Genomic DNA, 23,675 nt, shown 5'->3' with positions numbered 1-23,675 from the left:
GGTCACAGCTCGATGGAGAGTCCGTCCCAGGCGACTTCCACGCCCTGGCGCTCGACGATGGCGCGCTCGGGGGAGTCTTCGTCCAGGATCGGATTGGTGTTGTTGATGTGGATCAGCACCTTGCGCTGGCGCTCGAAGCCGGCCAGCACCTCCAGCATGCCGCCGGGACCGCTCTGCGGCAGGTGGCCCATCTCGGTGCCGGTACGGGTGCCCACGCCGCGACGCTGCATCTCGTCGTCGGTCCAGAGGGTGCCGTCCACCAGCAGACAGTCGGCCTGGTCCATCAGCTCCAGCAGGGCCGCGTCTGGCTGGCCGAGGCCCGGGGCATAGAACAGCTTGCCGCCGGTGCGCCGGTCATGGACCAGCAACCCCAGGTTGTCGCCGGGGTGCGGATCGTGGCGATGGGGCGAATAGGGCGGCGCGGCGCTGCGCAGCGGGAAGGGCGTGAACTCCAGGTTCGGGCAGGCCGGGATGGTGAAGCTGCCGCTCAAGGCGATGGGCTGCCAGCTGAGCCCGCCGTTCCAGTGCTGGAGCATGTTGAACAGCGGAAAGCCGGTGGTCAGGTCCTGGTGGACCATGTCGGTGCACCACACCTCGTGGGGGCAGCCCTCGCGCAGGCTGAGCAGCCCGGTGGTATGGTCGATCTGGCTGTCCAGCAGGACGATGGCGCGGATACCGGTGTCACGCATGGCCCGCGCCGGCTGCAACGGGGCGAAGCTGGCGAGCTGGGCGCGGATGTCGGGCGAGGCGTTGCACAGGATCCAGTTCACCCCGTCGTCGGACAGGGCGATGGAAGACTGGGTGCGGGCCTGGGCCCTGAGGGTGCCCTTGCGGAAGCCGTCGCAATTGGCGCAGTTGCAGTTCCACTGGGGAAAGCCACCGCCGGCGGCGGAGCCGAGAATCTGGATATGCATAGGTCGTCTAGGTAGGGGCAGGCAGGAACCTGAAAAAAGTACGCCCCGGCGAACCGGGGCGTGGGGCGCATCAACGGTTGGCGAAGTACATGGTGACTTCGAAGCCGATGCGCAGGTCAGTGTAGGCAGGCTTGGTCCACATGGGAGGTCTCCTCTTTGACTGCGAAAGCCGGATGGATCCGGTTGCCAAGTTTAACAAATGTTACCTAGCTAAGGGTTTTTGCCGCGACGAATCGACGACGGTTCGGCCGACATAACTGTCTTACCGATCCTGCAACAGATTGACCGCCCACAACGGCCGACGCTCCCGGGAAAATGTTGAAAGCTATGACATCCAGCCGGATGGTGGCTCGGCATTGCTCAAGACAAAGCGCGGGGCGTCGGCCCTCGTGAGCTGATGCCAGGCCTGGCGCAGGGCCTGATCGTCCAGCCTGGCCAGAGCCTCTCCCAGGGATCCAAGGTCCAGGGCGCCATTGCGCTGGAAGCCCCACCAGAGCCGTTCGGCCAGGGCCGCGCGCTGGGGGGTGGCGGGGCTGAAGTCGCGTACCAGCTGGCGAATGCTTTCCGTCAACGTCGCGATATCGGTCCAGACAGCCGGCCCGCTGTCGGTCAGGCAGGCCTCGATCTCCATGAGGATGTCGGCCGCCCCGGCATGGGGGGACTGCACTCCGATCAGCAGACCGCCGTGATCGCCCAACTGGCGATAGGCGGAAAACACCGCATAGCCCAGTTGCCGTTCGCTGCGTAGCCGGCGGAACAGCGGCCCCTGCAGACGCGCCGCCAGCAGCCGCCAGGCAGCCTCGGTGGCGGGCTGGGCATCGGGTTGCGGACAGAACAGCAGCACTGCCTGTTGGGCATCGGCGCTGGGTTCGGGGTGCCAGTGACGACCACGCAAGACCGGCTGCGCGCCAAGCGCAGCGGCCTGCAACAGGGAGGGCGGCGCGATCCTGGCCAGGCCCGCCTGCGCAGTCGCGGGCAGGCCGCAGGCCAGCGCCTGCCACTGTGGCCCCTCGTCGCTTATTGTTTGAGGGGTAAGGGCGGGCAAGCGCTCGGGCAGCACCTTGAGCAGCTGGCGGATCAGCATGGGTTCGGAGGGTGCCAGAGAGGGCGACCTGGGGCTGTCCAGTTCGCCTTTCAGGTGTTCGAGCGCCTGCTCCAGCGCTGCCGGCAGCGCCGTCGCCCAGCCTTGCAGGCGCAGCTCCCAGGGGCCCCCTGGCGGACTCCAGCGCAGTGTGACCCCAGCCTCGGCGGCCAGACGCGGCAAGGCGCCCAGGGCGCTGGCCGCGGGTGCGACCGGCGGTTGTCCCGGCCACTGCCAGCGCAGGAACAGCAGGCCTTCGCGCTGCTGGGGGGCAAGGGCCTGGCTGATCGGCCAGGGTTGCATCGCGGAAGGGCGCGCCACGGGTTGATCGGCGAGCAGCGGATTGGGCGGTGGCAGCTCGAAGGGGGCTGCGACGGGTTCAGTCGCACCTGGCTGGTCGGGCAGGCCGGTGGCGAAACCGCTGAGACGCCCTGGCACCAGTTGGGCGAGCAGCCGGGGCCAAGCGGCCTGGGCCGCAGGCGAGAGCGTGGCGTGTGGCCAGGCCTCGCCATCGCGATCCAGCCAGAGGCGTTCACCCAGGCGTCGCACCAGTGCCAGGGCGGGCAGGGTGGACCACTGGCGCTGGATGCGGTCGGCATGGTCCTGCTCCAGGGTGGCGAGGGGCACCTGGCGCACGGCGTCCAGCCAGCCGAACAGGGTGGCGCTCAGGCGGGCAGGGTCGGCCTTGGGGCCAGGCGTGATATCCAGCCGAAGCAGTCCCTGTCGTGCCTGGCGATAAGGCCAGGCGAGGCCCAGGCGCTCGGCCAGCCCGGCCTGACGCAGGCGTGTCGGCAGGCCACCGGGATGGTCGCCGAGCAGCAGGGTTTCCAGCAGCTCCGTTGCCTCCCAGCCGCCGGGCGGCAGGTCGTCGAAGGCGAATTGCAGGGCCAGCGCCGGGGGTGCGGCAGCCGCTGTCTGCCAGTGTTCGCCCCTGGCCGCGAGCGGTGGGGGTACTGGGTTCCTGGGCGCAGGGCCGGAGGGCAGCAGGGCGCCGTGTTCGCGAGCCAGTTCTGCCAGTTCGGCCAGCGGTTGCGGCCCGGCCAGCAGCAGCAGGGCGTTTTCCCCGCAGTACTGCTGGCGTTGGAAATGGCGTAGCGCCGTCTGGAAGGCGGGGTTCTGCAGCGGCAGGCTGTAGCGGTTGCCGGCGTGGAAGCCGGCGGCTGGATGGTCCGCGGGCAATCCGGCCGCCAGGGCCAGGTCGCGGCGAGTATCGGCGCTGCGTGCCCAGGCGATGAACTCGGCGTGCAGCACCTCGCGCTCGCGGCGCTGGGCGCCCGGCTCCAGCAGGGGAGCGGTGAGCATGTCCAGCAGGCGGGCCAGGGCGGCGGCCAGGTGCTCGGGCGCCAGGGCGAAGAAGAAGTCGGTGGTGGTCTCGCGGGTGCTGGCGTTGAGTTCGCCGCCCAAACGCTGCACCAGCGGCATCAGGCCGTCCGCTGCGGGATAGTGGCGGCTGCCGAGAAAGAACAGGTGTTCGAGAAAGTGCGCCAGCCCCGGATAGGCCCGCGGTGCCTGGTGACTGCCCGCGCCGATGCGCACCAGGGCGGCGGCCTGGGGCAGCTCGGGGTCATGGAGCAGGGCGACGGCCAGGCCATTTGCCAGGCGCAGGCGGCGGTGTTGGGGCAGGGAATTGGGCATGGGGGTAGCTTAACCGAGTCCAAGGCAAGGTGATGGAGCGGGGCGTGCCCTCACCCCAGCCCTCTTCCTGGGGGAGAGGAGGAAGAGCGAGAGCCGTGCCTGGTTTGGCCCTCACCCCGGCCCTCTCCCCTAGGGAGAGGGGGAGGAGCGGGTGGGGTGCCTGGGTTGGTCCTAACCTCGGCCTTCTGCCGGGAGGAGAGGGAGCGTTCGAGGCACGGTCTTGACACTGTAGCGTGGAAAACGGCGCAGCCTTTTCCGCTGGGCCTTAGTTGCCAGGGGCTCTTTTCATAGCAAGAAAAGCCCGGGCGAAAAAAATCCCGGCTGGGCCGGGATTTCGGGGTGGGGCGAGGGGGGTTCCAACAGGATGTCAAAAATGCTCGAAGCATCCTCGCCCCGAACCCTCTCCCGCAGGAGAGGGGAGCTCAGGCGCGGGCGCCCTTACTTCTTCTCAGGCAGGGCGAAGGCCATCACGTAGTCGCCCTGCTTGGTGCCCAGCGAGCCATGGCCGCCAGTGTAGACCAGCACGTACTGGCGACCGTCCTTGCCGGTGTAGGTCATGGGGGTGGTCTGGCCACCGGCCGGCAGGCGGCCTTTCCACAGTTCCTTGCCGTTCTTCACGTCATAGGCGCGCAGGTACTGGTCCAGGGTGCCGCTCAGGAAGGCCACGCCACCGGCAGTGGTGACGGTGCCGCCCAGGCTGGGCACGCCCATGGGCAGGGGCAGCGGAACCGGCGAGTTGTCGCGCACGGTGCCGTTCTTGTGCTTGTAGACCAGCTTGCCAGTGGTCAGGTCGAGACCGGCCACATAGCCCCAGGCAGGTGCCTGGCAGGGCAGGCCCAGGGGCGACAGGAAGGCCGACAGGATCACGCCGTAGGGCGCGCCCTTGTTGGGCTGGATGCCCTCGGTCTCGCTCTTGCGCGCCGGCTGGTTGGCGATCTCTTCACGGGGTACCAGCTTGGAAGTGAAGGCCATGTAGCTGGGGTTCAGGAAGGCGATCTGACGGACCGGATCGACCGAGATACCGCCCCAGTCGAACACGCCGAAGTTACCCGGGTAGACGATCGAACCCTGGGTGGACGGCGGGGTGTAGATACCCTCGTAGCGGTGCTCGCGGAAGGCGATACGGCACAGCGCCTGGTCGAAGGGCGTACCGCCCCACATGTCGCTTTCCTTGAGGGTCGGCGCCGCCAGGTTGATCGAGGAGACCGGCTGGGTCGGCGAGGTGTGGTCGCCTTCCACCGCGCCTTGGGGCACCTGGGTTTCCTTGATCGGGTAGATGGGCTGACCATTGGTGCGGTCCAGCACATAGATGCTGCCCTGCTTGGTCGAGGCCATCAGCGCGGGTTTCACACCGCCGTCGGTCTTGATGTCCACCAGGGTCGGCTGACCACCCACGTCCATGTCCCAGAGGTCATGGTGGGTGAACTGGTAGTTCCAGCGTACCTTGCCGGTAGCGATGTCGAGGGCGACCACGCCAGCGCTGTACTTCTCGGAAGCCGGGGTACGGTTACCGCCCCACTGGTCGGGCATCTGGTTGCCCATGGGCAGATAGACCATGCCGACCTTCTCGTCGACCGCCATCATCGACCACATGTTGGGCGAGTTGCGGGTATAGATGCCGTCGGCGGCGATGGGCGCCGTGGCGTCCGGATTGCCGCTGTCCCAGTTCCATACCAGCTTGCCGCTGTGCACGTCGTAGGCGCGGATCACGCCGGAAGGCTCGTCGGTGGAGACGTTGTCGGTGACGTGGCCCCCGATGATCACCAGGTTGCGGGTCACGGCCGGCGGCGAGGTGGAGTAGTAGCCACCGGGCGTGAAGCTGCCCATGTTGGCGGTCAGGTCGACCTGGCCGTTGTCGCCGAAGTCGCTGCACACCTTGCCGGTGTCGGCGTTGAGGGCGATCAGGCGGGTGTCGGCGGTGGGCAGGAACAGGCGACGCGGGCAGCTGCTGGCAGCCGGAGTGCTCTGCTCGTCGACCGGGACGGCACTGCCGGCGGCCGGGCTCTGGCCCGCGGTGGTGGTGCCGGCGTAGGTGGCGTCGTCATGGTAGGCCACGCCACGGCAGGTCATGTGCGCCCAGCCCTTGAAGCTGTCGGCGTGCTGGGTGCTCAGCTTGGGATCGAAGCGCCAGATTTCCTTGCCGCTATCGGGGTCCACGGCGATCACTTGGCTGTGCGGCGTGCAGACATAGAGCATGCCGTTGACCTTGAGCGGGGTGTTTTCCGCGGTGGTCTCCTGGGGATCGTTCGGGCCGGGGATGTCGCCGGTACGGAAGGTCCAGACGGGCTCCAGATTCTTCACGTTGTTGACGTCGATCTGCTTGAGCGGCGAGTAGCGATCGCCGAAGGCGGTGCGGCCATAGGACGGCCAGTCGCCATCGGCGGCGGTCGGGGCGGCGCTTTCGACGCCCGCGGTGTCGCGGCCCAGGTCACCGTCCAGACGGTTGTAGTTGACGAACTGGGCAACCAGGGCGACGACCGCCGCGATCACCAGCGAGCCGACCAGCGGCAGGCCGCCGCTACGGCTGTCCAGCGGCCGGCGGAACGCCGGGATCAGCAGGACCAGGCCGAGGACGAACCAGAGTGCCAGGCGCGGCACCAGTTGCCACCAGTCGAACTGGACTTCCAGTACGGCCCAGGCGGTGGACACCACCAGGAAGAAGGCATAGACCCAGACCCCGCTGGCCCGCCGAATGCACAGCAGGTAACCACTCAGGGCGAGCAGCACGCCGCCGCCGAGGTAGTAGAGGGAGCCCCCGAGGGTGGCCAGTTTGATGCCCAGCCCCAAGAGGGCCAGGCCCAGGAGGATGAACAGGATGCCGAGTAACCTGGCGGGCAGGCCTCCCGGTCTCGCGTTGGAAGTGACAGTCATGGCAGCGCTCGCAATGCAATCGTGAAAAAAGACTTCGACTCGATCGACGACATCGCAAATCGGAACCGCATGCGGATCTGTCGTCTGCTACGTCTGAACCTGTTGTGTGTCTTATTGTTCCACCCCTTCGCCGGCTTCCCTGGCAGGAAGCTAGAGCGGTCGCGCGTAGGCGAAGCGAGGGATGGTTGAGAGGCGTCGTCTGAATCGGGCGGGTAGATAGTAAGCTAAGCATTGACTGATGTCACTTCGCGATGACAGAAGGACGGGGCCGATCTGGCACCGTGCCTGCTACCATCGCGGGCCTTTTTCCGATGTTGTCCGCCATGTCCGACGTGCTTGCCCTGGTTCAGGCGACCTTCGACGTCACCGCCCCGGTCTTCGCCCTGGTGCTGCTCGGCTGTGTGCTCAAGCGGCTGAACTGGATCGATACCGCCTTCATCAACACCTCGTCCGCCCTGGTGTTTCGCGCCACCATGCCGACCCTGCTGTTTCTCGGCATCCTCAAGGCCGACCTCGGCGAAGCCCTGCAACCGCTGCTGCTGGGCTACTTCGCCCTGGCCACGGTGGTGAGCTTTCTCGCTGCCTGGGGCTGGGCGATCTGGCGCTGCCCCCATGCCGATCGCGGGGTCTATGTGCAAGGCGCCTTCCGCGGCAACTGCGGCATCGTCGGCCTGGCCCTGGCGGCCACCCAGTACGGCGACTACGGTCTGTCGGTGGGCGGGATCATGGCCGGCATGGTCATCCTCTTCTACAACGTGCTTTCGACCATCGTGCTGGCGCTCTACAGTCCGCACCTGGAAGCCAACTGGCGCACCCTGCTGCGCAGCATCCTCGGCAACCCGCTGATCATCGGCATCCTGGTGGCGATTCCCTTCGCCTATTTCCAGTGGCAGCTGCCACGCTGGCTGGACACCTCGGCGCGCTACTTCGCGGGTCTCACTCTGCCGCTGGCACTGATGTGCATCGGCGCCACCCTGTCGCTCACCTCCTTGCGTGAGAGCAGCAGCCTGGCGATAGGCGCGAGCCTGTGGAAGATCGTCTGGATCCCGCTGCTGGGCGTGCTGGGCGCCCTGGCGCTGGGGATCCAGGGGCCGGCGCTGGGCATCCTCTTCCTCTACCTGGGCTGCCCCACGGCCGCGTCGAGCTTCGTCATGGCCCGCGCCGCTGGCAGCAATTCCCAGCTGGCAGCGACCATCGTGGTGCTCAGCACCCTGGGCGGGATGCTGACCACCAATCTGGGCCTGCTGCTACTGAAAGGATTCAGCTTGCTATAGGGCGCCGTCCACCAGACATCGGCGTTGTGAAAGCGTCCATCGGTTGTCCGCAGCGAAAAGTGAGATTAGGCGTGATAGTGCGGCATCGACCGTCCCAGGTTCGCTTACCCTTCCGATTGTTATCGCAGTTAGTATTTGCGAGGGGAGGGGCGTCCACTATCCAAGCCTTTCGCGTGGTATCCATGAAACGCTCACTCCAATTCAGCCACAAGATCCTGCTGGCGGCTGCCCTCGTGGTGACCATCGCCCTGGCCGGTTTCGCCAGTTTCAACGCCTATCTGCAGCGCCAGGCCATCACTCAGAGTCTTGAAGCTTCCCTGAGTGAGATCGGCCGCATTACCGCCGGCAACATCGCCTACTGGCTGGATGCGCGGGTCAAGCTGATCGACAGCCAGGCCCAGGCGCTCAGCCGTGACAGCAGCCCAGCCAACGTGGTGGGTCTGCTGGAGCAGAAGCTCTACACGAGCAACTTCGATTCCACCTACCTGGGTGAAGTCGACGGCACCTTTACCGACCGCCCCCATACACCCATGGAGGCCGGTTACGACGCCCGCCAGCGCGACTGGTACAAGGCCGCGGTCAGCGCCGGGCGGCCCATCCTCACCGAGCCCTATCTCACCGCACCGCCGCAGAGCTTCCTGTGCATCACCATCGCGGCGCCGGTCCTGCAGAACGGCAAGCTGATCGGCGTGGTGGCCGGGGACCTGGTGATGGACAGCCTGATGAAGATGATCACCTCGCTGGATGCCGGTGGCCTGGGCGAGGCCTTCCTGGTCGACGGCGATGGCAAGATCCTGGTCAGCAGCCACGCCGACCAGGTGCTGAAATCGCTCAAGGACGTCTTCCCGGACCAGACGCCGTCGCTGGCGCCTGGTTTTCACAACGTCGTCCAAAATGGCGGCGAGCGGCTGGTGAGCTTTACCCCGATCGAGGGGCTGCCCTCGGTGAAGTGGTACCTGGCGCTGTCCATCGACCAGGCCAAGGCCTATGCCCCGGTGACCCAGGCGCGCAACCTGGCCATCGTCGCCACCCTGGTGGCGGTGATCGCCATCATCCTGCTGCTGGGCCTCTTGATCCGCGTTCTGCTGCGCCCGCTGCATGACCTGACTCGCGCCATGGACGACATCGCCGAAGGCGAGGGCGATCTGACCCGCCGGTTGCCGGTGCAGTCCCGCGACGAATTCGGCGCCCTGGCCGAGGCCTTCAACCACTTCGTGGCACGGATCCATACCTCGATCCGCGACGTGGCTCAGAGCACCGGCGAGCTCAACCAGGGCACCCGGCGTGTGCTGGAAGCCTCGCAATCCTCCATGCAGCAGTCAGATGTCCAGGCCCAGCGCACCACCAGCGTGGCCGCGGCGATCAACGAGCTGGGCGCTGCCGCCCAGGAGATCGCCCGCAACGCCGCCCATGCCTCCGGCGAGGCCAGCATGGCCCGCACCCAGGGCGAAGAGGGGCGTGAGGTGCTGGACGAAGCCCTGCATGCGATGCAGGCACTGTCGACCAAGATCGGCACCAGTTGCGAGCATATCGAAGCCCTCAACGGCAAGACCGCCAATATCGGCCAGATCCTCGAAGTCATCCGCGGCATCTCCGAGCAGACCAACCTGCTGGCGCTCAATGCCGCCATCGAGGCCGCTCGGGCCGGCGAGGCCGGTCGTGGCTTTGCCGTGGTGGCCGACGAGGTGCGTTCCCTGGCCAGCCGTACTCAGAGTTCGGCGCAGCAGATCCAGCAGATGATCGAGGAATTGCAGACCGGCTCGCGCGATGCCGTGGCCCTGATGCAGGAAAGCCAGCGGCAGAGCGCCCACAGCATGCAGGTGGCCAAGAGCGCCGGCGAACGCCTGGGCAGCGTGACCGAGCGCATCGGCGAGATCGATGGCCAGAACCAATCTGTGGCCACTGCGACCGAGGAGCAGACCTCGGTGGTGGAGACCCTGAACATGGACATCAGCGAGATCAACTTGCTGAACCAGCAGGGCGTCGACAACCTCCAGGCTACCCTGGCGGCCTGCACCGCCCTGGAAGCCGAAGCCGGTCGCCTGCAGCGCCTGGTGGGTGGCTTCCGGATCTAGCTCGGACAGGCTGAAAAGAGGGTGCCGCTCCGCTCAAGTCGTAACGTACGTGCCCGATAACGAGGGACCGCCATGCCCTGAATCCGGCCTGGCTCCTCTCGCTACGGACGCAGACCTGTATGAAGCGACACCTGAAATTCAGCCACAAGATCCTGCTGGTCGCGGCACTGGTGATCACCACCGCGCTGGCTGCCTCGGCCGGCTTCAATGCCTACCTGCAACGTCAGGCCATCGACCAGAGCCTGAGCGCCAACCTCGCGGAAACCGGCCGGGTCACGGCTGGCAACATTGCCTATTGGCTGGATACACGGGTCAAGCTCATTGAAGGCGAGGCCCAGACCCTGGCACGCGACCACTCGCCCGAGGGGCTGGTGGGCCTGCTGGATCAGAAGATCTATACCGGCAACTTCGACTCCACCTACCTAGGCGAAGTCGACGGCACCTACACCACCCGACCGCTGCGCAACCTGCCAGCCGGCTATGATCCGCGCAAGCGACCCTGGTACGCGGCCGCCACCGCCGCCGGCACCACGGTGTTGACTCCGCCCTATATCTTCGCCTCCTCCGGACAGTTGGGCGTGACCATCGCCACCCCGCTGCAGCGTGACGGCCAGTTGGCCGGCGTGGTGGCCGGCGACCTCAACCTCTCAGCCCTGGTGGAGATCATCACGTCGCTCAACGTCGGCGGCCTGGGTGAAGCCTTCCTGGTCGACGGCGACGGCAAGATCCTGGTCAGCAGCCATCCCGAGCAGGTGCTCAAGACGCTCAAGGACGTCTTCCCCGCGCAGAACCTGTCGCTGCAGCCCGGCCTGCAGGCCATCGCCCAGAACGGCAACGAGCGCCTGGTGAGTTTCACCCCGGTCAACGGTTTGCCCTCGGTGAAATGGTACCTGGGTCTGTCCATTGACCAGGCCAAGGCCTATGCCCCGGTCACCCAGGCGCGCAACCTGGCCATCGTCGCCACTCTGGTGGCGGTGATCGCCATCATCCTGCTGCTGGGCCTCTTGATCCGCGTTCTGCTGCGCCCGCTGCATGACCTGACCCGCGCCATGGACGACATCGCCGAAGGCGAGGGCGATTTGACCCGGCGGCTGCCAGTACAGGCTCGCGACGAATTCGGCGCCCTGGCCGAGGCCTTCAACAAGTTCGTGGCGCGGATTCATACCTCGATCCGCGACGTGGCCCAGACCACCGGCGAGTTGAACCAAAGCACGCGGCGGGTGCTGGAGTCTTCGCAATCCTCCATGCAGCAGTCGGATCTGCAGGCACAGCGCACCACCAGCGTGGCGGCGGCGATCAATGAACTGGGCGCTGCCGCCCAGGAGATCGCGCGCAACGCCGCCCATGCCTCGGGCGAGGCCAGCACGGCCCGTGCCCAGGGCGAAGAGGGCCGCGAGGTGCTGGACGAAGCCCTGCATGCGATGCAGGCACTGTCGACCAAGATCGGCACCAGTTGCGAGCATATCGAAGCCCTCAACGGCAAGACCGCCAACATTGGCCAGATCCTCGAAGTCATCCGCGGCATCTCCGAACAGACCAACCTGCTGGCGCTCAACGCCGCCATCGAGGCCGCTCGGGCCGGCGAGGCTGGTCGTGGCTTTGCCGTGGTGGCCGACGAGGTGCGTTCCCTGGCCAGCCGTACCCAGAGTTCGGCGCAGCAGATCCAGCAGATGATCGAGGAACTGCAGACCGGCTCGCGCGATGCCGTGGCCCTGATGCAGGAAAGTCAGCGGCAGAGCGCCCACAGCATGCAGGTGGCCAAGAGCGCCGGTGAACGCCTGGGCAGCGTGACCGAGCGCATCGGCGAGATCGACGGCCAGAACCAGTCGGTGGCCACCGCGACCGAGGAACAGACCTCGGTGGTGGAGACCCTGAACATGGACATCAGCGAGATCAACCTGCTGAACCAGCAGGGCGTGGACAACCTCCAGGCCACCCTGGCTGCCTGCACCGCCTTGGAAGCCGAAGCCGGTCGCCTGCAGCGGCTGGTGGGGGGCTTCCGGATCTAGCTAGAGCGACGCCCGCTCCACCAGCGGGCAGGGCAGTCTGATCAGCCCGCGGTCAGTGCGGGCCTCGATCAGGTGCAGGGCGGCTTGGCGGCCCAGTTCGAAGTGCGGCAGTTGCACCGTGGTGAGGGGCGGATGAAAGAGTTCGGCCACCCCTACCATGTTGTCGTAGCCGAGTACCGCGACGTCCGTGGGAATGCGTAGGCCGCGGGCCAGCAACCATTGATAGGCCACCAGGGCGATGCGATCGTTGCCGCACACCAGCAGGTCGGGTGGCGACTGATCAGCAGCGAAGCGGCGCTCCAGTTCGGCCGGAATTTCCTGATAGGCGTCGTCGCCGCTGAGGTCGTATTGCCTGAGGTCCGCCGCGGTCAGGCCTGCCTCACGGCAGGCCCGCAGCATGCCGGCCTGACGCAACGGCCAGGCCAGGCTGTGACGCGGCAGATTGAGGCACAACGGCTGCCGCGCGCCGCGCGCCAGGGCCGCGCGCATGCCAAGATACTGGCCAGCGCTATCGTCGGGCACATAGCAGGGCAGGTCGGCCGCCAGGGTATGACAGTTGCTCAGCACCAGGGGGCGTTCGCCCAGGCCGGCGGGAATCTCCACCTGGCACAGGTGCATGGAGCTGAAGACAATGCCGTCGGGACGATGCGCCAGCATCAGGGCCAGGTCCTGCGGGCGGGGGCCCTCGTCCAGCAGGTTGACGATGAACAGATTCCAGTCGTGCTCACGGGCGGTACGCTCCAGGCCCAGCAGCAGATCCACGGCGAAGGGGGTGGTGGCAGTGCCGAGGGCGAAGACCCCGATGGTCTTGCCACTGGAGTGCCCGCCGCGGGTGCGCCGGGCAGCTAGGTCAGGCACATAACCCAGGGCCTGGATCGCTGCCTGGATGCGGGCCAGGGTTTCGGCGCTGAGCTTGTCCGGGCTATTCAGGGCGCGCGATACGGTCATGGCTGAAACCCCCGCCAACCGGGCCACATCCTTTACCGACGCCATCCGCCACTCCACCGCCTGTTATCCAGGGCTGGGAGTATGCCGTCTTCAGAGCTGCAGGTCGCGCAACGTCCAGGCCTGCATGTCGCCGAACAGGGCCTGGCCGTCATGGGCGAACAGCCCCAGTCCCTGACTGTCCTGGCGGGGATAGAGGCGGCTGCTGAGAACCCAGGCGCCGTCATCGACAAACACCTCCAACGAAGAGCGATCGAGAAACAGCTGCAGCTTCAGCCGTGCCTGTCCGGGCGTCAGCGGGATGCTGCGCACGCCGCTGACGCCGCATCCGGCACGTTCTCGGTCCAGCACCAGGCGGCCGGCCTGGGCATCCACATAGAGGCGGGTCTGCTCCTGACCCGTGGCGTCGCAACGCAGGGCCAGGCCGAACCGCTCGGCATCGCTGGTAGCCAGATCCAGTTCAAGCTGCAGTTCCAGGCGGTCGCCCCGGAGCGGCAGCAGACGGCGCTCGTTGCGCAGCCGTGTCGCACCGTACTGCTGCGCGGTCTGGCGCAGACCCACCAGCTCCCGCGCCGGACGTTGGCGTAGGCGCTCACCGTCCAGGCTCAGCTCCCGCGGTAGCGAGAGCTGGCCGCACCAGCCCTGGGCCTGGCTGGGCATGGGGCTTTCCCACATGTCCAGCCAGGCCCACAGCAGGCGGCGGCCGTCGGGCGCGTCCAGGGTCTGAGCCGCGTAGAAATCGTGGCCGTGGTCGAGTTCGACGAAGGGGGTGCGTGGCTGGAAGCGTCCGTTCGCGTCCAGCCGGCCGAGCCGGTAGCCGGTCTGGTAGCGGTTGCGATGAGCGTAGCCGCAAGGCGCCAGGCCTTGCGGTGAGTAGAGGAAGACTTCGGTGTCGTCGAGCCGAAACAGGTCGGGACACTCCCACATGTAGCCGTCCGCCTCACGGGTACCCGCAAGGGCGCTGCCCAGTGTCTCCCAATGATGCAGGTCAGTGGAGCGATAGAGCAGCAAGTGAGGATCTTCGCCGTATTGCGCGCCCAGGGCCAGCCACCAGCTGTCGTCCTGGCGCCAGACCTTGGGGTCGCGAAAGTGTTGCAGCGCCGGCTCGGGCGGATCGATGATCACGCCGTGCTTGGTAAAGGTCTGGCCATCCTGGCTGCTGGCCAGACATTGCACCTGGTGCAACCCCTCGTCGTCGCGGCCCGGCGTGCCGAGCCAGCGGTGACCGGTATAGACCAGGTACAGGGTGTCGTCCCAGACCACCGCCGAGCCGGAAAAGCAGCCGTCGCGGTCGGCCTCGCTGTCCGGTGCCAAGGCCACCGGCAGATGCTCCCAGTGGACCAGGTCGGCACTGCGCGCATGGCCCCAGTGCATGGGGCCCCATTGGGTCGAATAGGGGTGGTGCTGATAGAAGACGTGGTAATGGCCGCGAAAGAACACCAGGCCGTTGGGATCATTCATCCAGCCTACCGGCGGTGCCAGGTGATAGGCCGGGCGCCAGTCATCCTGGCGCTGCGGCAGAAGATGCAGGAGGGCGGCTTGCGCATCGCGCAGGGCGGAGCTGGACATGGACTTCTCTCAGGCAGGGGTCGAGTGTTCGACGGCAAGGGCAGGGCGGGTCGTGCGTGGATCGCCGCGCAGCAGTGACCAGGACAGCAGCAGGCAAACACCCACGAGTGCGGCCAGCAGGAGGTAGACCGGGGCGAAGCCCAGCCGGTCGTAGCCATAGCCGACCACCGGGGCGAGCAGCATGGCAGTGAGTTGCTGGGCAAATTGGTAGCCGACGATGTAGAGGGTCGCCGACAGGCGCGGATCGAAGTGCAGGTTGATGTATTTGAAGACCGCTACCAGCAGGATGGGTACCTCCAGGGCATGCAGCATCTTGCAGGCAGCGAGGGCCCAGGCGCTGTCGACCAGTCCCGAGCCGAGGATGCGCACGAACATCACCGTGCCAGCCAGGATCAGGCCCTGCTTGGCCCCCAGGCGGATCACCAGCCAGGGCGCCAACAGCATGCAGCCCGCTTCCACCAGCACCTGACTGGAATTCAGGTAGCCATAGGCGCGGACGCCCTCTGCCGGCGTGGCGAAGAAGCTGGCGAAATACACCTGGAATTGCTGTTCGTAGACCATGTAAACCCCGGCCACACCGGTCAGGTACAGACTCAGGGCCCAGAACCGCCGCAGGCGCAGCAGCCCCAGGAGATCGGCACCGCGTACCGGCACGGCGGCGGTATAGGCGCGGGCTTCGGCCTGATTGAAGAGGCTCAGGTCGAGCCGGCTCAGCAGCAGCAGAAAGACCGTGCCGGCAGCGCTGCTCAGGTAGAAGGTGATCTGTGGATCGATGTTGAAGGCTATGCCCGCTACTGCGGTGGCCGCAGCCCAGCCCAGCGAGCCCCAGGTGCGGACCAGGCCGAACTCGAAGCCACCGCAACGGGCCAGGCGCTCGGTATAGGACTCGATCACACCGACGGCGGCGAGCATGGCGAAGCCGAGGAACAGCGCACCCACCAGGGCGCCGAGTACCAGGTTACCGGCTAGCAGGGTGGCGTAGACATGAGTGGAGAAGGGGGCGCCCAGGGCCAGCAGAACGCCGATCCAGACCAGGATCTTGCGCGACAACCCAAGTCGATCCTGCAGGGCCCCGTAGCAGGGCTGGATAAGCAGGGCCGCGATGGCATTGGCAGCAAAGACGAAACCGGTCTCGGTGCCATTCAAGCCGATCTCTCGGTGCAACCAGAGCGAGAACAACGAGTAGCTGGAGGACCAGGCGAAAAAGAAAGTGAACAGCAGACCACTGACCAGCCAATAGGCGCGACGATGCGAACGAGCCATGGAAGAACCTCTTGTTGTTGTTTTGGTAACGTTAACACTGGTACTTACTAAACGTCGTCTTTAGCGTGAAAGTCAAGGGCTGCTGCCGCAGCAGCGCTCCTGCCGGTAGGAGCCAGTCACGTCGAAATCTGTGGCATCTGGCGTAATTGGCCTACTAGCTACCACCGCCGTTCGTCAGATAAAGCAAAACCTGTTAGCGCACCAACTTGCTCTGATCCGCCCTTTTCCGCGCCTGCAGCGCTGTGTTTCAGCGCTGCCGACCGTTCCGCGGTATCAAGAAAGCGTTTTTTCCCGCCGATGGGTTAGCCGTTACCGCCAGGTCTGGTGGAGGCCCGCTCCCGTTGAGCTTCCTGTCCCTGGCATCGCCAATTCGCGGTGTGGCACCTTTTGCCATCAGGGGCTCCATGTTCATCAGGCTGTGCAAATCCTCTCGCGTACGCTGGAGTCTCGGCGTCTTTCTCTTTGGCGTCGTGCTGACCAGCTTGACCATGCGTCATCTGACCGAGCGTAACGATCAGCAACTGCGCAGCGCCTTGGACAGCGTGGCCGAAGACGTTCGCGATCAGGTGGTGGATCGGCTGCGCATCTACGAATACAGCCTGATCGGCATGCGTGATGTGGTGGTGGTCGCCGGGGACAATCTGTCGCGTGAGCTGCTCGGCAACTATGGTCGTCTCCACGACCTGGGCCATGAGTTTCATGGCGCCCGGGGCGTCGGTTTCATTCGCCGCGTGCCCCAGGCCGACGAGGCCCGCTTTCTGCGCGAGGCCCGTGCCGACGGTTGGCCCGATTTCAGCATCCGGACCTTTGCTCCCCATGACGGCGATCGCTATGTCGTCCAGTACCTGGAGCCGAGCCCGCGCAATCTGAAGGCCATTGGCATGGACGCGGCGTCCGATCCCGTCCGCCGCGAGGCCGCCGTCATGTCGATGCGGCATGCCGACATTCACCTGACGGGGCCGCTGCAACTCCAGGCCTCCTCACCGCCGGAGCCGGGCTTTCTGATGCTGCTGCCCATCTACCAGGGCGGGCGGGCACCCGCCGATCCGACCGCGCGTGAGGCCGCTACCCTGGGTTGGTCCTATGTGCCCCTGAGCATCGGCGAGATGTTCGGCAGCCTGCGCCTGAACATTCCGGGCCTGATCATTCGCCTGAGCGACGTGACCCAGCCCGAAGCGCCCAATCTGTTCTATCAACAGGGCGAAGAGGAGCAGGGCGCCGAGGAAGTGTCCGAGCGCCGGCTGGTGCAGGATGTCTATGGGCGTGAATGGCAGCTGGCGTTCACCGCCACCCCGACCTTCGTCGCGGCCCAGCACCTGGTCTCGGTGCCGCTGGTGCACCTCTTTGGCAAGCTGTTCAGCCTGCTGGCGGCCTGCCTGACCTTTGCCCTGCTCACCACCCGCCAGCGGCGTCGTCAGTATCAGCAGGACCAGGCCAACCTCACCGCCGTGGTGGAAAGCTCTTCCGACGGCATCATCAGCAAGAACCTCCAGGGCGTGGTGCTGAGCTGGAACCATGCGGCCGAGCAGCTGTTCGGCTATTCCGCCAGCGAGGCCGTGGGCCAGCGCCTGCTCGATCTGGTGGTGCCCATCGAACTCGAGCACGAAGAGTGGAACGTGCTCGGCCGCATCGGTCGCGGCGAGCCGGTACCGCACTTCGAGACCCGGCGTCAGCACCGCGACGGTCGCCTGATCGATGTCCTGGTCAGCGTCTCGCCCATGCGCGGCCGTGACGGCCGGGTGATCGGCGCCTCCAAGACGGTGCGCGACATCTCGGTGCAGAAGGCCGCCCAGGCCGAGATCCTGGCGCTCAATGCCCGCCTGGAAGAGCAGGTGGCCCAGCGCACCGCCGAACTCAGCCAGACCAACCGACTGCTGGGCGACGTGCTGCGCGCAGCCTCCGAGGTGGGCATCATCGCCACCGACCGCGAGGGCCGCATCACCCTGTTCAACGAGGGCGCCGAACGACTGCTGGGCTATCGTGCCGCCGAGGTGGTGGGGCGCTGGCACGCCAGTGATTTCCATCTGCCGGAAGAGCTCTCGACCCAGGGCGTTGCCCTGGAAGCCGCGTACGGGGTGCCGGTCGCCGGCTTCCGGGTGCTGGTGGAGCGCTCCGAGCGCGCCGGCGCCGAGGCCCGCGAATGGACCTACGTGCGCCGCGACGGCGAGCACCGCGACGTCAGCCTGGTGGTGACTACCATGCGCGACGCCGGTGGCCAGATCAGCGGCTATCTGGGTATCGCCTCGGACGTTACCGAGCGCAAGGCCGCCGAGCAGGAGCTGGCCGCCAGTCTGGCCCTGACCCGGGCGATCCTGGACACCGCGGTCAGCCCCATCGTCACCGTGGACAGCGCCGGCCTGGTGCGCTCCTTCAACCCGGCCGGCGAGCACATCTTCGGCTATCGCGCTGACGAGGTGATCGGTCAACCCATCCGTCGCCTGATTCCCGGCTATCTGGCCGGCTACGAGGCGTTGTTCAGCTGCTCGCAGGCGGTGCCCGACGACAATGCCGCCCAACAGGGCCAGGAAATGGAGGGGCGCCGTGCGGACGGCAGCGTCTTCCCCATCACCCTGAGCCTGGGGGTGATGTGGACCGATGGCGAGCGCCTGGCGGTGGCCATCATCGCCGACATCACCGAACAGAGTCGCCAGCGCCAGGCGCTCGTGCAGACCCGCGATCAGCTGACCATGGCCGCCGACGTCGCCCAGCTCGGCATCTGGTGCTGGCAGCCCGACACCGGCCAGGTGCAGTGCAACGATCGGATGTTCGATCTCTATGAATGGAGCGAGGAGCAGCGCACTAGCGGCATCACCTACAACGACTGGCGCGACCGTGTGCACCCGGACGATCTGGGCAGCGCCGAAGAGCGTCTGGGTGCGGCCATGGCCGGGCGCGCGGTGTTCGATCCGGTGTTCCGGATCCGCCGTCGGGATGGCTCGCTACGGCACATCATCGCTGGCGCCCGCACCGAGCGTGATCCGCGCGGCCGGGTGCTGCGGGTGGTGGGCATCAACCGCGACATCACCGAACAGCTGGAGCTGGAGCATCGCCTGCGCGAGGAGCGTACCCGCGCCGACCTGGCCAGCCAGGCCAAGTCGTCCTTCCTGGCCAACATGAGCCACGAGATCCGCACCCCGATGAACGCGGTGCTGGGTATGCTGCAGCTGCTGCAGCGCACCGCCCTGGACGCGCGCCAGGGCGACTACCTGACCAAGGCCCAGCAGGCGGCGCGCTCGCTGCTGGGGCTGCTCAACGACGTGCTGGACTATTCCAAGATCGAAGCCGGCAAGCTGCAGCTGGACGTCCATCCCTTCAGCCTGGAGCAGGTGCTGCGCAACCTGGGCGTGGTCCTTTCCGGCAACAGCGGCGAGAAGAACGTCGAGATCAACTATCACCTCGAAGCGGGGCTACCCACCGCGCTGATCGGCGACAGCCTGCGTCTGCAGCAGATCCTCATCAACCTGGCCGGCAATGCCCTCAAGTTCACCGAGGTGGGCCAGGTGCTGGTCAGCGTGCGCCAGCTGTCCTGGGCGGACGGCCAGTTGCGGCTGGAGTTCTCGGTGCAGGACACCGGCATCGGCATCAGTCCGGCCCAGCAGGCGCAGCTGTTCCAGGGCTTTACCCAGGCCGAGGCCTCCATCAGCCGGCGCTTTGGCGGTACCGGGCTGGGCCTGGCCATCTGCAAGCGCCTGGTGGAGCTGATGGACGGCCAGCTGCAGGTGGAAAGCGAACTGGGCGTGGGCAGCCGCTTCTGGTTCGATGTGACCCTGGCGCTGGATAGCCAGAGTCAGGCCCTGCTCGCGCCCCGGCAGCGCCGGGTGCTGCTGGCCGACGACAACATCCTGGTCGGGGAGGTGCTGGTGGAAACCCTGGCCGCCCTCGGCTGGGACGTCGACCTGGTCACCAGCGGCGCCGCCGCTCTGGCGCGGGTCGCCCAGGCGCAGCAACAGGAGCAGCCCTATGAGGCGGTGCTCATGGACTGGCGCATGCCCGATGGCGACGGCCTGGTCACGGCCCGGCACCTGCGCGAGCACCAGCAGGCCAGTCGACCCAAGGTCATCATGCTCACCGGCTTCGGCCGCGACTTTCTCAATGAAGCCCATCAGAGCGCCGATGCGCCCTTCGACGATTACCTGACCAAGCCGGTGACCCCGGCGCAGATCGTCGAGGTGGTGGAGCGCGCCCTGGGCGCCGAGGTCCCAGCCGGTGTCCACGCCGCCGCGGTGGTCGACGAAAGCCACCGCCTGGCCGGCATGCGCCTGCTGGTGGTGGAAGACAACGCCCTCAACCGCCAGGTGGCCGCCGAGCTGCTGCTGGCCCAGGGCGCCCAGGTGGAACTGGCGGAGGGTGGGCTGGAAGGCGTCGAACGGGTGCTCTCCGGTGCGCCACTGGACGTGGTCATCATGGACATGCAGATGCCCGACATCGATGGCCTGGAGGCCACCCGCCGCATCCGCGCCGACGGTCGCTTCCGCACCCTGCCGATCCTGGCGATGACGGCCAACGCCTCCCACACCGATCGCGACGCCTGCCTGGCCGCCGGCATGGATGACCACGTCGGCAAGCCCATCGACCTGGAGTTGCTGGTCAGCCGGCTGCAACGCCTGACCGGCCAGGAGGTCAGCGCCGCCGTGGACGTCGCCCCGGTCGCCACCGACCGCCAGGTGGAACCCCTGAGCATCGTCCTGCGCCGCTTCGGCGGTGATGCCCGGCTGTTCGGCTCGCTGCTCGAACGCTTCGCCGAGGACTCCGCCAGTCTGCTGGAAAACCTCGCGCGGGCCTGGCAGGCCGGCGACAGCGAGGGCGCGGTGGCTGTACTACACTCGCTCAAGGGCAGTGCCGGCACCATGGGCGCGCAGCGCCTGGCGGCTCGTGCCGCCGAGGGTGAGCGCCACGGCAAGGCCGGTGCTGGAGTGCCCGCGGATGTCATGGCTGAACTCGCTACCTTGCGACTGTTGCTGGACGAAGCCCTGGTGGAGCTGCGCAGCGCCCTGGCCGAGGTGCTGCCACCGCCGCCGGTCGTGGTCAGCCAGGACCCCGAGTCGACGGTCGACTGGTCCGCGCGCCTGGACGAGCTCGAGCAGCTGCTCGGCCAAGGCAGTCTCGAAGCCCTGGATCTCATCGCCGAGCTGCCTGTGCAGTGCCGCGCCGAAGCCCAGGTGCGTTACGACCTCTTCCGTGCCCAGGTCGAGACCCTCGACTTCGCCGCGGCCCTCACTACCCTGCCTGACCTGAAGGAAGCCCTATGAATCCGCCGACCGCCGAGGCCGCCGGGCGGCGCAGCAAACCCAAGCTGCTGATCGTCGACGACCAACCGCTGAACATCCGCATCCTCCACGAGCTCTTTCGCCAGGATTGCGAGACGCTCATGGCCACCAATGGCGCCCAGGCGTTGCAGCTGGCCCTCGCCCAGCAGCCGGACCTGATCCTGCTCGATGTGATGATGCCCCAGCTCGACGGCCATGAGGTGCTGCGGCGGCTGCAGGCCGATCCGGCCACCGCCGCCATTCCGGTGATCTTCGTCACCGGCCAGGAAGGCCCGGACGAAGAGGTCACCGGCCTGGAACTGGGCGCGGTGGACTTCATCAGCAAGCCGATCAATCCGGTCATCGTGCGTGCCCGGGTACGCACCCAGCTGACCCTCAAGGCGCAGCGTGACGCCCTGCGCAGCATCGCCCTGGTCGATGGCCTCACCGGGGTCGCCAATCGCCGCCAGTTCGACGAGGCGCTGCTGCGCGGCTGGCGCCAGAGTCAACGCGAAGGCACGCCTTTTTCGCTGATCCTCATGGATATCGATCACTTCAAGGCCTACAACGACCACTATGGCCATCTCGCCGGCGACCAGTGCCTGCGTCAGGTCGCCCAGGCCCTGGGCCAGGGGCTGTTCCGCCCCTACGACCTGCTGGCGCGCTACGGTGGCGAGGAATTCGGCTGCCTGCTGCCGGGCACCGACCTGGAGGGTGCCACTCAGGTCGCCGAGCGGCTGCTGCAGCAGTTGCACGACCAGCGGCTGCCCCACGGTTATTCATCGGTGACCGGCTACGTCACCCTGAGCCTGGGCGTGGCCACCGCGCTTCCGCCGACCAATGTCGATCCAGCCGCCCTGATCACCGCCGCCGATGCGCAGCTCTATGCGGCCAAGCACCAGGGGCGCGCGCGGGTCTGCGCCGCCGAGCTGGCCGGCTGAGGCGTTCGGTCGAAAAGGGCCGGTCGGGTAACGCCGGGTAACAGAGGCTCAGGCTTTCTTCGCTATCCAGGCTGGGCGGCGAGGCGGCAGGCTGGCAGACTGCGGACAGGGATTCTGCCGCCGGTAATCTATGTACGCCTTCACGCAACGCCAGGCCATCTTGGCCAGTTGGATCATCGTCTTCACCGCGCTTTACCTGGTTCTCCCGCTCAAGCTCCTGCCCAGCCTGCTCGCCGGGCTCCTGGTGTACGAACTGGTCAACACCCTGGCCGGGCGCCTGCAGCGGCAAATGCCTGGCGGCGGCGCGCGCTGGCTCGCCGTGGCCCTGCTCGGGACCCTGGTGGTGAGCCTGCTGACACTGTTCTTCGTCTGGTTCACCAGCTTCATCATCCAGGAGGTGCAGAACCCCGGACGGTTGCTGGACAAGTTCATGGTGCTCACCGAGCGCGCGCGCGCCCAGTTGCCGCCCTCGCTGGATGCCTACCTGCCGGCCAACGCCGACAGCATGAAGCGGGAGCTGGTGGAGTGGCTGCGCGCCCACGTGGCGCAGTTGCAGCTGTTCGGGCGTGATGCGGCGCGGACCTTCGTCATCGTGCTCATCGGCATGATCCTGGGCGCCATCGTCGCCCTGCAGCCCACCCCCGATCCCGAGCGCCTGCGGCCGCTCAGCGGCGCCCTGCTGGTACGCGTTGGCCTGGTTGCCCAGGCCTTTCGCAACATCGTCTTCGCGCAGATCAAGATCTCGCTGCTCAACACCACCCTGACTGGCATCTTCCTGCTCGGGGTGCTGCCGCTGTTCGACGTCCATCTGCCGCTGGCCAAGACCTTGGTGATCCTCACCTTCATCCTGGGGCTGCTGCCGGTGATCGGCAACCTGATGTCCAACACCCTGATCTTCATCGCCGGCCTGTCGCTGTCGATCTGGGTCGCGGTGGCGGCACTGGGTTACCTCATCGCCATCCACAAGCTGGAATACTTCCTCAACGCCCGCATCGTCGGCGGCCAGATCAGCGCCCGCTCCTGGGAGTTGCTGGTGGCCATGCTGGTGTTCGAAGCGGCCTTCGGCCTGCCGGGCCTGGTGGCGGCGCCGGTGTACTACGCCTATCTCAAGAGCGAATTGAAGGCGGAAGGGTTGGTGTGATGCGTAACCAGATTCGTGTCCTGGCGCTTTGTCTCCTGCGTCAGGGCAACCGCATCTTGGTGCGCGAGACGCAGGACCCGCACGATGGCCGGAGTTTCTGCCGGCCCCTGGGCGGTGGCGTGGAGTTCGGTGAAACCAGCCACGCAGCCGTGCGCCGCGAGATTCGCGAAGAATTGGGCGTCGAACTGGCCGAGGTAAAGCTGCTAGGCACCCTGGAATCGCTGTTCAGTTACGCGGGGCGGCCGGGCCATGAGGTGGTGCTGGTCTATGTAGCGGAATTTGCTGATCGGCAGCTCTACGCAGAAGCGGAGCTGCCGGGTCAGGAAAGTGATGGTGAAGCCTTCGTGGCGACCTGGCGGTCACTCCACTCCTTTGACCAGGCTTGTCCTCTGGTACCTGAAGGCCTGCTGGACCTTATCACCAGGTCAGCCTAGGGCGTTTTCCGGCTTTCCTGACGATCCAGATTCGACCACATGCGTTGCCAGAAGGCGCCGGCTTCTTCATTGATGGCGCGCCAGTTCTGTTCCAGCCGCTCACGCTCGGGCGTGCCCAGGTCTTCCGGACAGGCCAGGTAGCGATCGGCGGCGGCCTGGGCCTCGGCTTGCAGTCGGCGCCATTCGCGGACGTCATCCAGCCAGCAGCGGCCGGTGACGACTTCATAGTATTCGTGAGCGATCGCGTCTTTGTTCATGGCATATTCCGGACGATGAT

At 66.7% G+C, this 23,675-nt stretch carries 15 protein-coding genes and 2 pseudogenes; 9 read left to right on the top strand and 8 right to left on the bottom strand.

Going from position 1 to position 23,675, the window contains the following annotated elements; translation table 11 throughout:
* Positions 1-2: 2 nt before the first annotated feature.
* The 4 genes from pqqB to APT59_RS19205 all read right to left on the bottom strand — a co-directional run bounded on the left by pqqB (position 3) and on the right by APT59_RS19205 (position 6,501).
* Complete coding sequence (gene pqqB, locus APT59_RS19215) at positions 3-914, bottom strand: pyrroloquinoline quinone biosynthesis protein PqqB (RefSeq protein ID WP_059316330.1); 912 nt, start codon at positions 912-914, stop codon at positions 3-5.
* Between the two features lie 70 nt (positions 915-984).
* A complete protein-coding gene (pqqA, locus tag APT59_RS22305; RefSeq protein WP_003243383.1) occupies positions 985-1,056 on the bottom strand; it encodes a pyrroloquinoline quinone precursor peptide PqqA in 72 nt (23 codons plus the stop codon).
* Positions 1,057-1,239: 183 nt separating this feature from the next.
* Positions 1,240-3,630 carry a pyrroloquinoline quinone biosynthesis protein PqqF gene (gene pqqF, locus APT59_RS19210; RefSeq protein WP_059316329.1) on the bottom strand — a complete coding sequence of 797 codons (2,391 nt, stop codon included), beginning with the start codon at positions 3,628-3,630 and terminating at the stop codon, positions 1,240-1,242.
* Positions 3,631-4,068: 438 nt separating this feature from the next.
* Positions 4,069-6,501, bottom strand: coding sequence for a glucose/quinate/shikimate family membrane-bound PQQ-dependent dehydrogenase (locus tag APT59_RS19205; protein WP_059316328.1), 2,433 nt, complete (start codon positions 6,499-6,501; stop codon positions 4,069-4,071).
* A 332-nt stretch (positions 6,502-6,833) separates the two neighbouring features.
* Between APT59_RS19205 and APT59_RS19200 the strand changes: the two genes are divergently transcribed.
* The 5 genes and pseudogenes from APT59_RS19200 (at position 6,834) to APT59_RS23025 (ending at position 11,859) form a co-directional block, all read left to right on the top strand.
* The gene (locus tag APT59_RS19200; protein ID WP_059316952.1) at positions 6,834-7,775 is read left to right on the top strand and encodes an AEC family transporter; all 942 of its coding nucleotides are present in this window, start codon (positions 6,834-6,836) and stop codon (positions 7,773-7,775) included.
* 182 nt (positions 7,776-7,957) lie between these two features.
* Positions 7,958-8,944, top strand: a pseudogene (locus APT59_RS23040) (cache domain-containing protein); the annotation flags it as partial.
* A gap of 141 nt (positions 8,945-9,085) precedes the next feature.
* Positions 9,086-9,850, top strand: coding sequence for a methyl-accepting chemotaxis protein (locus APT59_RS23035; protein ID WP_420480526.1), 765 nt, complete (start codon positions 9,086-9,088; stop codon positions 9,848-9,850).
* A gap of 119 nt (positions 9,851-9,969) precedes the next feature.
* Positions 9,970-10,953, top strand: a pseudogene (locus APT59_RS23030) (cache domain-containing protein); the annotation flags it as partial.
* Between the two features lie 141 nt (positions 10,954-11,094).
* Positions 11,095-11,859 (top strand): methyl-accepting chemotaxis protein, encoded by a 765-nt coding sequence (locus tag APT59_RS23025; RefSeq protein WP_420480525.1) that lies wholly within the window; start codon positions 11,095-11,097, stop codon positions 11,857-11,859.
* Here APT59_RS23025 and APT59_RS19185 read toward each other — a convergent pair whose 3' ends face one another.
* From APT59_RS19185 to APT59_RS19175, 3 genes are read right to left on the bottom strand one after another with little or no spacing between them, the layout of a single operon-like run.
* A complete protein-coding gene (locus APT59_RS19185) occupies positions 11,860-12,852 on the bottom strand; it encodes a LacI family DNA-binding transcriptional regulator (protein ID WP_059316325.1) in 993 nt (330 codons plus the stop codon).
* Positions 12,853-12,897: 45 nt separating this feature from the next.
* Positions 12,898-14,373, bottom strand: a complete 1,476-nt coding sequence (locus APT59_RS19180) for a glycoside hydrolase family 32 protein (protein WP_059316324.1) — start codon at positions 14,371-14,373, stop codon at positions 12,898-12,900.
* Positions 14,374-14,382: 9 nt separating this feature from the next.
* Positions 14,383-15,636: an oligosaccharide MFS transporter gene (locus APT59_RS19175; RefSeq protein ID WP_059316323.1), complete on the bottom strand. Its 1,254-nt coding sequence runs from the start codon at positions 15,634-15,636 to the stop codon at positions 14,383-14,385.
* 404 nt (positions 15,637-16,040) lie between these two features.
* Between APT59_RS19175 and APT59_RS19170 the strand changes: the two genes are divergently transcribed.
* The 4 genes from APT59_RS19170 (at position 16,041) to APT59_RS19155 (ending at position 23,398) form a co-directional block, all read left to right on the top strand.
* Positions 16,041-20,885 (top strand): PAS domain S-box protein, encoded by a 4,845-nt coding sequence (locus APT59_RS19170; protein WP_059316322.1) that lies wholly within the window; start codon positions 16,041-16,043, stop codon positions 20,883-20,885.
* A complete protein-coding gene (locus APT59_RS19165; protein WP_059316321.1) occupies positions 20,882-21,823 on the top strand; it encodes a diguanylate cyclase domain-containing protein in 942 nt (313 codons plus the stop codon). The genes APT59_RS19170 and APT59_RS19165 overlap by 4 nt, the downstream gene beginning before the upstream one ends.
* 130 nt (positions 21,824-21,953) lie before the next feature.
* On the top strand, positions 21,954-22,964 hold the full coding sequence (locus APT59_RS19160) for an AI-2E family transporter (protein ID WP_059316320.1): 1,011 nt from the start codon (positions 21,954-21,956) through the stop codon (positions 22,962-22,964).
* Positions 22,964-23,398 (top strand): NUDIX hydrolase, encoded by a 435-nt coding sequence (locus APT59_RS19155; protein WP_059316319.1) that lies wholly within the window; start codon positions 22,964-22,966, stop codon positions 23,396-23,398. Before APT59_RS19160 ends, APT59_RS19155 begins: the two co-directional genes overlap by 1 nt.
* Here APT59_RS19155 and APT59_RS19150 read toward each other — a convergent pair.
* On the bottom strand, positions 23,395-23,655 hold the full coding sequence (locus tag APT59_RS19150) for a hypothetical protein (RefSeq protein WP_059316318.1): 261 nt from the start codon (positions 23,653-23,655) through the stop codon (positions 23,395-23,397). The genes APT59_RS19155 and APT59_RS19150 overlap by 4 nt on opposite strands.
* Positions 23,656-23,675 lie beyond the last annotated feature (20 nt).

Origin of the sequence: Pseudomonas oryzihabitans (assembly GCF_001518815.1) — a bacterium.
In the GTDB taxonomy this organism is placed as follows: domain Bacteria; phylum Pseudomonadota; class Gammaproteobacteria; order Pseudomonadales; family Pseudomonadaceae; genus Chryseomonas; species Chryseomonas oryzihabitans_E.
This window is presented reverse-complemented; position numbering and strand designations above follow the sequence as displayed.